The organism is Tenacibaculum sp. M1.3A (genome assembly GCF_057732375.1).
On the sequence record NZ_JBYJEF010000001.1, the window covers coordinates 37,001 to 50,078 of the forward strand.

The window sequence follows — 13,078 nt, forward strand, 5'->3', positions numbered from 1 at the left end:
AGAGTTTGATTTTCTATATAATAACGCTCATCTGACAAGGTTATTGTTAATTGTTTGATTTTTAATACTTAGCTAATATAAAAACAAAAAAGTCAAGAATTTAAATTCTTGACTTTTTATTATTGTTAACCTCCAACGCGTTTTACATTAAAGCCTTTATCTTTTAAAATTTGCATTATTTTATCACGATAATCTCCTTGGATAATTATTTTATCGTCTTTAAAACTCCCACCAACACTTAGGGTTGTTTTAATTTCTTTTGCTAACTTTTTAAAATCTTGCGTAGCGCCATTATAACCATCTAAAATTGTAATAGGTTTTCCTTTGCGCTTTTCATATTTACAAAGTATTGGATCCTCTTGCAACCAAATTTCTGATTTCTCTTCTTTTTTTACTTCCGTTTCTTTGTGTTCTGGAAATAAATTTTTTAATTGATCGTGTAAATCCATTGTACTATTTTTTCAATCCTAATTCACGTAAACGCTCATCTAAAAACTCACCAGCAGTAATATCTTCAAATTTCTTCGGATTGTTTTCATCGATACAATTTTCTAAAACATCTAATTTCATTTCAGAAATAGGGTGCATAAAAAATGGAATTGAGTAACGAGAAGTTCCCCAAGATTCTTTTGGCGGATTGGTAACTCGGTGAATAGTCGATTTTAATTTATTATTACTGTGGCGTGATAACATATCGCCAACATTTATCATTAATTCATCAGGTTGTGCAACAGCATCAATCCAATCTCCTTTATGATTTTGAACTTGTAACCCTTTTCCTTGAGCCCCCATTAATAAAGTAATTAAATTAATGTCTCCATGGGCAGCAGCTCTTTCAGCTCCTTTAGGTTCTGATTGAATAGGAGGGTAGTGAATAGGGCGTAAAATACTATTCCCATTCTTTATATAATTATCAAAGTAAGTTTCTTCTAAATCTAAGTGTAATGCTAAAGAACGCAACACGTATTTTGCAGTTTTTTCTAACATTTGATAGGTTTGTTTACCTACTTCGTTAAATTTTTCAAGTTCCTCAACGGTTACATTATCAGGGTATTCGTTTGCATATTTAGAAGCAGCATCTACATATTGTCCAAAATGCCAGAATTCTTTTAAATCTCCTTCTTTTTTTCCTTTAGCACTTTCTTTACCAAAAGACACGTAACCTCTTTGGCCGCCAATACCCGGAATTTCATACTTTTCTTTTACGTTTGTAGGTAAGTCGAAAAAGTTTTTTATTTCTGTATATAAATTATCAACTAATTCATCGTCTAAGAAATGACCTTTTAAAGCCACAAACCCTATATTCTCATAAGCGTCACCAATTTCATTGATGAATTTTTGTTTTCTGCTTTTATCATCAGATAAAAAGTCTGCTAAATTTACGCTTGGAATTTTATTCATTGTTAATAAGTTTAATTATTCAAAGTGTAAAGTTAATGAAATCAACCGTAAGCTCTAAAATTACTTATTAACAAAAGGTATTAAATACGAGATTGTATAATTGAAACCAAAACCAGTATTACTTTCAAATACGCGATTAAAACCGGGTGCATACAAGGTTTTAAAGTTCTTCTGATCGTCTAAACTTAACATTACTTTATATGAGAATCCACCGCTTAAAAATAAGTTTTTTAAAACTTCTACTTTTATACCTAGTTGAAATTCAGTCCAATGAGCGGTTAATCCTGTTTCTGTAATTGGAGCTTCAATAGTATTAGAAGGAAAATAAGTACTTCCTACATTTGGTTTATAACTATTTAAGGTCTGATCGAAAAGAGCAAAACCATAACGCATACCTACATAAATTTCGTTATTCATGTCTAACCAATTTTGGTAGGCATTAAAATTTGCACCAAGTCTTATGAAGCTTCCTTTTGATGTTGATTTGGTAAAGTCTTCAAAGGTTATTTCGTCTTCATAACCAAGCTCGGTAGCTACATACCATTTTTTAGAAATACGATAATCAGCAACCAATTCTAATCCGCTATAACTTTTATCAACGATTGCTAATACGGGTCTGCTAATATCAACACCTATACGTAATCCGTAACCTGTTTTATAAGTTACACTATCTTTTTTAGCTTCGAGTGTTTCTTTTTTTTGTGAATACCCATTTGCATAAATAACAACCAAACAGAGACTAATAATATACTTGTACATGCGCTTTTGTTTGATTATTTATATTTGCAATTGTTGAAGTAGATAAATTATCAATCCAACCTGTGTGTTCTATATTAACATCTTTAAATATTACTCTAAATCCACAAGAACGAGAAATATAATCATCTTCAGAGTCATATTTTATAGTAAGTGTGGCTAGTTGATTTGTAGCTTTATTACCATCAATACTGTTCATTTTAAGTGTGTAAATAGTTTCTTCAGATAGAGAGTTTAACGGAATAGCAATACTATCTGTAGTTCTACTTATAAAAAGACTGTCTGTTTTTCCTTGTGCTATTATAGAAAAGCGTTCCACTTGTTTTAGTTGAAATACATCGTCTTTGTCATAAAAACGTAAAACTAAATTTGGGGTTACAGGGTTTTGAACACAGAAATCATCCTTTTCACAAGATGATATTCCGATGAAGCAAATAAATAAAATAAAGATATATTTTTTCATTTAAGATTTATTTTTCAAATAAAACAACGGTTTCTATATGTGCTGTATGCGGAAACTGATCTACTAAACTAATTTTTTTAATAAAATAACCAGCCTGCATTAATTGTTCTGTATCACGTGCTTGTGTTGCTGGGTTACAAGATACATAAACCATTCTATCTGCATTTAAGTTGATAATTTTGATTAATGTTTTTGGAGCAATACCTGCACGAGCAGGATCTAAGATAATTGTTCTAATTTTATTTTGATATTGTGGGTGTTCTTTTAAGAATTTACCAACATCGGCAGCATAAAACTGTAATCCTTCTATATTATTTCGTTTTGCATTTTTCTTCGCATCTTCAATTGCTGATGCAACAATATCTACACCAACTATTTTTGCATTTTCGCTTCTTGAAGCTAAAATTTGACCAATAGTTCCTGTACCACAAAATAGATCCATTACCACAGTATTGTCTATAGCTTCTTTGTTCTCTAAAGCATAATCAACAACTTTTGTATATAATTTTTCGGCAGATTTAGGGTTTGTTTGAAAAAAGCTTTTCATGCTGATTTCGAAATTTAAACCTAATAACTCTTCTACAATTTTATCTTTTCCGGTAACCAATTTTATACTTCCAGATGTAGCGATTGTTCTATCACCAACTTCATCATTTATAGTATGTAATAAACCCGCTAAACGATCTCCAAAAATATCTTTTAACAATGCAACAAAGGCTTGCATATCAAACTTAGGTAAGTCGTAAGATGTGGTTACTAAATTAAATAATAACTCGTTTGTTTTGTACGATTTACGAACTACAAAATACCTGAAGAAACCTTCTTTTTTTGGCCCGTGCCAAGGCGCTAAACCAGTTTTTTCACAGTATTCACGAATTACTTTTAAGTTGTCTTCAACTTGTGTATCAAATAATCCAGAATCTTTATCTAAATTATCTCCCATCCACCAAACACCGCGACGTTTAAATCCTAAGGTAAAAAAGTCAGCATCTGTTTTTTTTACTCTATCGTAACCAATAGCCGAAAATCCATACTCCATTTTATTTCGATAATGAAATACATTTGGTGAAGTAATAAATTCATCAAACAAGTCTTCTATATTTTCAACTTTCCCTATTCTTTGAAATAAAGACAAGGTGCTTTGTTTTTTATATTGATGTTGTAAATCGATTGGTAATTGAATATAAGGAGCACCAGGAATGTCTTGAAACGGAACTTCAACTTCATCTTCAGAAGGTTCTAAAACATCAATTAATTTTGCTTCGGCATATTTTTTACTCGATTTACCAATTTGAGCTTTGACTAATTGCCCTGGTAATGTGTTAGGAACAAAAACAACAAAGCTTCCTTCTTCAGAATGAATTCTCGCAATTCCTTTTCCGCCGAAGGCATAATCTTCAATTTTTAATTCTAAAACTTGATTTTTTTTAACAAACTTATTTCGTTCTCTACGTGGCATTGTAAACTATAATTTATGGATTGCAAAATTATGAAAAGATATGGTTTGTTGATACAAAAAAGACTACTCATTTGAGTAGTCTTTTTTATGAAAGAAATATATTGTTTAATTTCCTGCTTCTTTTTTCGCTTCTTTAACCATTTTTTCATTTGCTAAAATCGCAAACTCCACACGTCTGTTTTTACTTCTACCTTCAGATGTTTCGTTAGAGGCAATAGGATCCTGAATACCTAAACCTTTGGTTTCGAATCTAATTATATCTATTCCCATTTGTGATAAATAATTTTTAACAGAACTAGCTCTTCTAGCAGAAAGTGCTTGATTATATTCTGCTTTACCAGTAATATCTGTATAACCATAAATAACAATGTTTGTATTTTTATAGTTGTTAAAAACAGGAACTAATTTATTTAGGTTCGCTTTAGCTGATGTTGTTAAAGTAGATTGATTGGTGTTAAATCTAACAGCGTTTTCACCTAAAGTTAACATAATTCCTTCACCAACTCTTTCTACTTCTGCACCAGGTAATGCTTCTTCAATTTCACGGGCTTGTTTATCCATTTTATTACCGATAACACCACCTGCAACTCCACCAATAACTCCACCTAATACGGCACCTAATTCAGAGTTTTTTCCGTTTCCTACATTGTTACCAAGAACAGCACCTAAAAGAGCTCCTGCAGTAGTACCAATAACAGCACCTTTTTGTGTGTTGTTGGCGTTTTTAACTGAGTTACAAGACGTAATTACACTACTAGTTATAACTAATGCGAATAAACTGTATATAATTGTTTTTTTCATAATATGTTTTTTAAATTATTTTCTTTGAAATGAATAGGTAATGTTTTTAATTTCACTAGCAACGTTAACTTTATCAACTAGCTCAAAACTTGTTTCTGTTACATTATTAATACTTAATACAAAACCGCTGTTAACCTTTTTGGCCTTGTTATCATTTATTATTTTTAAAACAAATTCACCAGTTTTATTAATATACCACGTTATTGGAGAATTAAATTCGGTACAAGAAGTTGCTGGGTTATTAAGACTCATTTGACCTTTATTGTTATTAGAAACAAAGCTCCAATTACTACCAATAAAACATTTAGAATCTTCTATATTAAATGAATTTACTTTTAAATAGTCTGAACCAGGAAAGTTAACTGAAGTCATTATCCAATCTCCTTTAAGCATTCGCTCAGTTTTTCCGTCTAACTTAGTATTTACGACTGAGGTAGATTTACAGCTAATAAATAGTACTGCAACTACTAAAATTGTTAAAATTTTTTTCATGTTCTGTGTTTTAAATATGATACAAATTTAAAGTTATTTTATTTTTCTGAGTGATTCATCTCAAATTAACTTTAACTCATTTAAGACACTTTGATTCATATAAAGTCACTAAAATTTAATAGTTTTGTTTTTTAGGGATGATTTCTTTCCCACGCTGCTTTTTCAAAGTTTATAAATATAAGGTTATAAAATTATACTATTGAAAGAATAAAGGTAGAACAGGAATAGTTTTTTATGAATTAAAAATTATTTTAATATGGCTGTTTTAGACCAATTAACTTCGCAACAAGCGATTGAATTAGAGAGTAAATACGGAGCGCATAACTACCATCCGTTACCAGTAGTACTTAGTAAAGGTGAAGGTGTGCATGTGTGGGATGTTGAAGGTAAAAAGTATTACGACTTCTTATCTGCATATTCTGCAGTAAATCAAGGGCATTGTCATCCAAAAATTGTTGGAGCAATGGTAGAACAAGCAAAAACATTAACCTTAACTTCTCGTGCATTTTATAACGACATGTTAGGTAAGTACGAAAAATTTGCTACCGAACTTTTTGGTTTCGATAAATTATTGCCAATGAATACAGGTGCCGAAGCGGTAGAAACTGCTTTGAAATTATGTAGAAAGTGGGCATATGAAGTAAAAGGTATTAATGAAAATGATGCACAAATAGTAGTTTGTGAAAATAACTTTCATGGGCGTACAACAACTATTATTTCTTTTTCTAATGATCCTGTAGCACGTAAGAACTTTGGACCTTATACAGATGGATTTATTAAAATAGAATATGATAACTTAAAAGCTTTAGAAGAGGTTTTAGAAAGTGATAAAAATATTGCAGGTTTCTTAGTAGAGCCAATTCAAGGTGAAGCTGGTGTATATGTGCCAACCGAAGGATATTTAGCAGCGGCAAAGGAATTATGTGTTAAGCATAATGTGCTTTTTATTGCTGACGAAGTACAAACAGGAATTGCAAGAACAGGTCGTTTATTGGCTACTTGTGGTAATTGTTCATGTGCAGATAAAAACTGTTCTGGTGAACCAGAAATAAAAGCGGATATTTTAATTTTAGGAAAAGCACTTTCAGGAGGAGCTTATCCAGTTTCTGCTGTATTAGCAAATGATAACATTATGAATGTTATTAAGCCAGGAAACCATGGTTCTACTTTTGGAGGTAACCCAGTTGCAGCAGCTGTTGCAATTGCAGCTTTAGAAGTTGTTCAGGAAGAAAATTTAGCAGAAAAAGCATATACTTTAGGTGAAATTTTTAGAACAGAATTGTCTGAGTTCGCAAAAGGTAATGATTTAGTAAAATCGGTAAGAGGAAAAGGGTTGTTAAATGCTGTTTTAATTAACGATACTGAAGAAAGCTCTACTGCTTGGGATATTTGTATGAAATTACGTGATAACGGTTTATTAGCAAAACCTACACATGGTAATATTATTCGTTTTGCGCCACCTTTAGTAATGACGGAAGCACAATTAATGGAGTGTATCGATATTATTAAGAAAACAATTTCTGGGTTTAAAAATTAAATCCATAAATTTTAAAATATAAAAGAGGAACGATTTTAATCGTTCCTCTTTTTTTGTGTTCTTGTTTTCTAAAGGATAAAATAGATTTTATAGCTAAAGGCAAAACTTAATAAATAGGCTTAGCCCCGATTGTAGTATTTGTTTGAGCTCCTCGTAGAGAGCGAGTACGGAAAGCGGGAAATAGCTTCTAATGATTATTTTAACTAACCGTTTCGTAAATATTTAAATGCTTTTTTAGAATACCTGATGGAGTGTTTTTTGTCTCATCAAAAATTCGAGTATCACCAAACAGAATAAAGCTTTCTTTAGCTCTAGAAACGGCTACATTTAGCATGTTTGGTTTGTTATCTTTTTCGAAAAACATGGTGCCTTCATCTTCGTTAGAATATACCGAGCTGAATAATATAATGTTCCGTTCAGCGCCTTGTAAAGCATGTACGGTACCTAGTTTAATGTTGTTTACCTTAAACCCAGCTTTGGTTAATGCTTTTGATAATTCACCTTTTTGACTCGCAAATGGCGTAATGATACCTAAAACACTTTCGATTGTTTCAATATTATAGGCTTCTTGTATCTTTTCTTTATTTTGTTGCAGCCAGGTTATAATGGCTTTTACTTCGTTTATATTGCAACGGCTGTTAAATTTACGTTCGCTAAAACCTTCTACATGATATGCCATCATTGATGGAAAAACTTGTGTATCTTTCGCTTTTCCCTTCATGGGTTTTAAAATACCGTTATAAGCAAGTTCGTTGCAAAAACTAATAATTTCATCGTTACATCTTCGGTGTTCTAATAGTACTAATCCTTGTTCTTTTTCAGTAGCTAAAGGTGTTTCGAACTCACAAGCATTTTGCGCCATTTTCATAATACTACCGCTCGATGCTAAAAATCCCATTTTTGTTAAATAATCTGTATCATTTTCATTTTGGAGCATATTTAAACTTGTTAAATTACCAACATCAATTTTTTTGGGAATGGACCAAATAGGTTCAATTTGTTTTAAATCACCTATTACAAAAGCTTTTTGAGCCAATGAAAATACAGGAATACTAACTTCGGGAGTTACCTGACCAGCTTCATCAATAATTAAAAGATCTAAAAAATTGTATAAAGGAAGATACTCGAAAATAGGTTTGCCGTTTTCATCTTCTCCTTGAAATTGACTGTATAAAAAATGACTCGGCGCCATATAAAAAGTAGCCACAAAACAAGGTGTTAACATTGCTCTGCGCTTCCATTTGTTCTTAATAGCGTTTTCTCCTGTTCCTTTTTCGGTGTTGTTTTCAAAAGCATCTTTTGTGGCTAATAACCAACGAGCTTCCCAATAATGAACTGCTAATAAAAAAGCTTTATGACGTAATTCCATATCAATCTCATCATAAAAAAAACGCTGAGAGTTGTCTTTAGAACTTATTTTTTCATATTCATTGGTCCACATTTGTTCTTCTGAAACAAAAGGAAATCCTTTAATTTTGTTTTCTGCTTTCCAATTTTTTAATTTTAAATTTGCTTGTAGCGCTAAATTTAAATTAGCGATGCATTCTTTAATAAAAGCAATTGTTTTGTCGTTACTAGCAATGGTATCTTCAGTGATTTTAAAAATATGTTCCTGACTGTTTTTAGCAATATCAGTTTTAAAATATTTTTTTATTTGGTCAATAAAATCAGCTTGTTTTGTGGCTGACTTTAAATTGGTAAGTATAGTCCGCCATTCTTTAAGACTTCCTATTTTAAAAGCATCTTTTTGAATGTAATCGGCTTCATTTAAAAGAATGTTATTAATGTAATTGATGGAAGTTATATAATCGGCAGAAAACTGAACTCCGTCAATTAATGTATCTTCAATTGTAATAATTTCGTTTTGTAATGCGTCGCAAACATCTTCTAACGAATTTGTTTCTACATTAAAATAATTGCAATAGTTTGTTAAAAAGTAATATTCAGCTTCGTTTAAGTATTTTTCATCTTCTAAATTACACAAAGTACCTTCATTACCAAACATATTTCCTTTTAAGAAATTGATATTTTTTAAGGCTTTTTCACTTTTAGAGTTAGAAGGTAAATAGGTTGCGTACCCATTAAAATCAGGTATCCAACGTGCTGCTAATTCTTCCATCGAGCTTTCAGAATTAACAAAACTATCAATAATATTGGTAACAGCTTGGTTGTTGTTAGAGCAAGCTAAAATTACAGGAGCATCTTGCCCTGCAATTGCCGCTTTTACAAATTCGGTAGCTACTAAACTTTGTAAAAGTGTTGTTTTTCCGGTTCCTGGAGGTCCGTTTACCGCAGTAACTGCATTTTCTTCGGCGGTTAAATAAGAGAGCAATGTTTTACGTTGACTTACAGATAACGGGAACTCGTTAGACATTTGACCTAAATGCAAATGGTTGTAATTTAAAAAACCAGTATCGGTAACAGCTTCTATTCTGTTTTTTGCAGTTGGGTCTATTATTTTTGATAAAATTGGTAATTCTTCTTCGTTTTTTAACAAGTTTTCATACAAGAAAAGAATACTTTTTGCTGTGGAGATTTTAGAACTGATAGCAAAATAAGTAAGTTGATATTGTGTAGTATACCCTTCTGCTTGATAGTTATTTAAATTACTGTTGGTAATTGCCGAAAATATATCACTTATATAATCCCAGTATTCGCCCCACGAAACAACTTCTTCTTCATATTCAGTTTCGGGAGCTTCAAGATCTTTGGCATCTAAAATAGTGTCTATTTCAGAAAAAATAAAATCATTTTTAACATCGGCAACCGGCGTTAAATAATTACGAACAATTAAAGGGAACAATTCTTTAGGAGCCGATAATTGTCCTGAACGATTTACAACAGCAACAATCCAAAATGGATGTATTGGGCGTTGTTTATATGTAGTGCTATCCGTTTGATATTCTAAATGAAAAGGAGAAATAAGTATTTTAGTTTCTTCAACTTTATACCACTTGTTACTGTCTTTTTTGGTGACTCCTTTTAAACGATTAATACGTCGTTCTTCTACATCTAATAATTCATTTGCTTGTTTCGTATTGATGAGCGCATTGCTTAAATCTGAAGATTGTTGGTTAAATAAGTTCTTGATTTTAGAAATATCAATAGCTAGGTTTTCACTATCAGATAAGCTATTTTTATAATATTGTAACCAGTTTTTTTCGTTTTTCATGCGCTGAAGAAATCCTGAATTTATAGATTGATAAAGAAGGCGAAAATAGTTTATTAATCAACTTAAAAATGACTTGCCATTGTCTTTTTATCAACCAAAAAATCAACATGTTTTTAACTGATTCGTATATAGTGAAATAACAAAGTGTTTTTTAAGGCTGAAGAACCAATGAATTATCTGTTCGAGCGCATTCGAGAATTTTCAGGTCCTTAATAAATAGAATCTCGACTGCGCTCGACTTAACAGTAAAAGAAGTAAAGTTGAATACTTTTATCTAATAGTAAAACGCTATTTACTGCTGCGCGAAATAATGATAATCTTTAATAACGGTGTCTATAAAATCCATCGGATTTTGGTCGGTAGTAATACTCGTTAACTCTTTAACCTTTATGTGTAATTTCATAATTACTTGATGGTTTCTTTTCTTTTTAGCGTCGTTATATACTTTTTTAATGGTGTGAATATCGCTATCGGTAAGTAAAGTAACCTGAGAGTAAACAGGCGTGTAATTATCGTCAATATCATTGGCGATGGTATCTTTTAATGTAATTCTTTTTTTTTCAGAAATAACAGTAGTTGATGCTGCTAAATCACCCAAACGCTGCCCTTTTCCGTTTAAAAGAATGGTTAAGACAGCAACCGATCCACCAGCTAAAGTAAAATCTACAATGCGTAATAACCAGCGTATTAAATAACTACCAAATGTTGGTTTAGATCCGTCTATCTTTACAACTCTGGTGCTATTAAAATATTTACCAGGTGTTTGTCCGTTCATTAAAACTTCAAAAAGTAAACTGTAAAAAAAAGCAGGTAATCCTAACAACATATATATGCTCATGTATTTCATACTAGGCGCCATATTTAACATTGCCATTATAAAAAACAGGATAATGTAATAACCTGCAATAAATAAAGCGTCTATTAAGTAAGAACCAATTCGTGTAGTAATATGCGCTACATTTTGATTTATTGAAATATTTTGAGCAGTTTCTATTTGAAAATTATCCATGAATTAGTTTTTCAATTTTTTATTGATTGTTCTTTCAACTTTTTTTAGTTTAGCGAAGATAAAAATATTCTATGATTAGAGACGTTTCTCATAAAATTTGCTATAATTTTTTTTCTGAATGAGAGAAGCTGCCTTTGTAAAAAAAAATAAAGAAAAGTGGCAATTGTTTGAAGACGCTTTGTACAAGAAAACAAGTCTTTCTCCAGATAAATTATCTGACTTATATGTTGAGCTAACTGACGATTTAAGTTACGCCAAAACCTTTTACCCGAACGGAAATACAGTGGTGTATTTAAATTCGATAGGATCTGTAGCGCATCAAAAAATTTATAAAACTAAAAAAGAAAGTAAAAATAGGTTCATCAGTTTTTTTAAAACAGAGTTTCCCTTATCATTTTATAAACATCAAAAACAGTTATTTATAGCTTTTGGTGTATTTGCTTTTTTTAGTTTGGTTGGTGCTTTTTCTTCAGCTAACGATGTTGATTTTGTTCGCCTTATTTTAGGTGACAGTTATGTAAACATGACGTTAGAGAATATTGAAAAAGGCGATCCGATGGCGGTGTATAAAAAAGCCAACGAAGTAGATATGTTTATTGGTATTACCATCAATAATATAAAAGTAGCCATGTTTGCTTTTGTTTTAGGAATGCTGTTTTCGGTAGGAACTTTATATATAATGATGCAAAACGGTATTATGTTAGGTTCGTTTTTGTATTTCTTTTACGATAAAGGATTGTTATGGGAATCGTCTCGTACAATTTGGATTCACGGTACCATAGAAATATCAGTAATTGTAATTGCTGGTTGTGCTGGCTTGGTTTTAGGAAACGGATTGTTATTTCCCGAAACCTATTCTCGATTAGAATCTTTTAAACGAAGTATGAAAGACGGATTAAAAATTATGGTAAGTACCATTCCGTTTTTTATCATCGCTGGGTTTTTAGAAGGTTTTGTAACGCGCCATACCGAAATGCCAGATTGGTTAGCAATCACTATTATTTTAGCATCCTTAGCAAGTATTATATTTTATTACGTAATATACCCAATTCAACTACATAAAAAATCAATTATCAATCAACCAACTTATGAATAAAGAATACATACAATTTAAAAAAGAACGAGATTTAGGAGCCATTATTACTGATGCTTTTAAGTTTATACGATTAGAAGGAAAACAATTCTTTTTAACGATATTAAAAACAGCTGCAATTCCTATTTTAATAGCGGTAGCAGCAATGATATATTATATGATGTCTATGTCGTCATTAATGTCTGAGGATGCAAGTGGAGCTATAGGAATGTTTGCTGCTATTTTAATAATGATGGTTGCATATTTAGTAGCATTTGTATTTATCAATTTAGCAGGTATGCACTATATAAAATCATATATTGATAATAACGGAGCTGTAGATCAAGAAGAAATTTCACGCAATACCAAAGAACGTTTTTGGTCTTTTATGGGGTTTGGTTTCTTATCAGGAATTATACTTTTTATTAGTGTAATGTTATGTGTTTTTCCGATGTTTTATACTTGGACGGTCTTATCTTTAGGAGCGTCGATTTTAGTTTTTCAGAATGAATCAGCAACTGATACAATCGGTAAATGTTTTAGTTTTGTAAGCGGACATTTTTGGGAAACTTTCGGAGTTGTTTTTGTAGTCGCACTTTTAGTAGGAGTTTTAGGTTATATTTTTCAAATACCGGCAGCTATATATCAAATTATACAGATGGGAATAGGAATGAGTAACGAAGATCCAGCAGCTATATTTGGCTTGTTTAGTGATCCTATTTATTTGTTACTAAATTTAATTTCTATCGTAGGGCAATTAATGTTTTACTCTATCACTTTAATAACCAACGTGTTTTTATATTTTGATATTAACGAACAGAAAAATTTAACAGGAACCATTGAAACAATTGATAGTTTAGGTCAATAATATTTTGAAACAACTTCTCTTTAACATACTATTTTTACTGTTTTCTCT

General features: G+C 31.2%; 12 protein-coding genes. 3 read left to right on the forward strand and 9 right to left on the reverse strand.

Going from position 1 to position 13,078, the window contains the following annotated elements; translation table 11 throughout:
• Positions 1–125: 125 nt before the first annotated feature.
• From AC28QF_RS00185 to AC28QF_RS00215, 7 genes are all read right to left on the reverse strand, one after another.
• Positions 126–449 (reverse strand): translation initiation factor, encoded by a 324-nt coding sequence (locus tag AC28QF_RS00185; protein ID WP_488200368.1) that lies wholly within the window; start codon positions 447–449, stop codon positions 126–128.
• A 4-nt stretch (positions 450–453) separates the two neighbouring features.
• Positions 454–1,401 carry an isopenicillin N synthase family dioxygenase gene (locus AC28QF_RS00190; protein WP_488200367.1) on the reverse strand — a complete coding sequence of 316 codons (948 nt, stop codon included), beginning with the start codon at positions 1,399–1,401 and terminating at the stop codon, positions 454–456.
• A gap of 60 nt (positions 1,402–1,461) precedes the next feature.
• Positions 1,462–2,160 (reverse strand): DUF6048 family protein, encoded by a 699-nt coding sequence (locus tag AC28QF_RS00195; RefSeq protein WP_488200366.1) that lies wholly within the window; start codon positions 2,158–2,160, stop codon positions 1,462–1,464.
• The gene (locus AC28QF_RS00200) at positions 2,141–2,620 is read right to left on the reverse strand and encodes a DUF6452 family protein (RefSeq protein ID WP_488200365.1); all 480 of its coding nucleotides are present in this window, start codon (positions 2,618–2,620) and stop codon (positions 2,141–2,143) included. Before AC28QF_RS00200 ends, AC28QF_RS00195 begins: the two co-directional genes overlap by 20 nt.
• Before the next feature lie 7 nt (positions 2,621–2,627).
• Positions 2,628–4,079: a 23S rRNA (uracil(1939)-C(5))-methyltransferase RlmD gene (rlmD, locus tag AC28QF_RS00205; protein WP_488200364.1), complete on the reverse strand. Its 1,452-nt coding sequence runs from the start codon at positions 4,077–4,079 to the stop codon at positions 2,628–2,630.
• Positions 4,080–4,184: 105 nt separating this feature from the next.
• On the reverse strand, positions 4,185–4,880 hold the full coding sequence (locus AC28QF_RS00210) for a YiaD family glycine zipper/OmpA-like lipoprotein (protein ID WP_488200363.1): 696 nt from the start codon (positions 4,878–4,880) through the stop codon (positions 4,185–4,187).
• Between the two features lie 15 nt (positions 4,881–4,895).
• Positions 4,896–5,372, reverse strand: a complete 477-nt coding sequence (locus AC28QF_RS00215) for a hypothetical protein (RefSeq protein ID WP_488200362.1) — start codon at positions 5,370–5,372, stop codon at positions 4,896–4,898.
• Between the two features lie 256 nt (positions 5,373–5,628).
• Between AC28QF_RS00215 and rocD the strand changes: the two genes are divergently transcribed.
• On the forward strand, positions 5,629–6,909 hold the full coding sequence (gene rocD / locus AC28QF_RS00220; RefSeq protein WP_488200361.1) for an ornithine--oxo-acid transaminase: 1,281 nt from the start codon (positions 5,629–5,631) through the stop codon (positions 6,907–6,909).
• A 199-nt stretch (positions 6,910–7,108) separates the two neighbouring features.
• Here rocD and AC28QF_RS00225 read toward each other — a convergent pair whose 3' ends face one another.
• Positions 7,109–10,081 carry a DEAD/DEAH box helicase gene (locus AC28QF_RS00225; RefSeq protein WP_488200360.1) on the reverse strand — a complete coding sequence of 991 codons (2,973 nt, stop codon included), beginning with the start codon at positions 10,079–10,081 and terminating at the stop codon, positions 7,109–7,111.
• A 292-nt stretch (positions 10,082–10,373) separates the two neighbouring features.
• The gene (locus AC28QF_RS00230; RefSeq protein ID WP_488200359.1) at positions 10,374–11,090 is read right to left on the reverse strand and encodes an RDD family protein; all 717 of its coding nucleotides are present in this window, start codon (positions 11,088–11,090) and stop codon (positions 10,374–10,376) included.
• Positions 11,091–11,208: 118 nt separating this feature from the next.
• Here AC28QF_RS00230 and AC28QF_RS00235 point away from each other — a divergent pair, with 118 nt between their 5' ends.
• Positions 11,209–12,186: a stage II sporulation protein M gene (locus tag AC28QF_RS00235; protein WP_260585751.1), complete on the forward strand. Its 978-nt coding sequence runs from the start codon at positions 11,209–11,211 to the stop codon at positions 12,184–12,186.
• Complete coding sequence (locus AC28QF_RS00240) at positions 12,179–13,030, forward strand: hypothetical protein (RefSeq protein ID WP_488200358.1); 852 nt, start codon at positions 12,179–12,181, stop codon at positions 13,028–13,030. Before AC28QF_RS00235 ends, AC28QF_RS00240 begins: the two co-directional genes overlap by 8 nt.
• Positions 13,031–13,078: the final 48 nt, after the last annotated feature.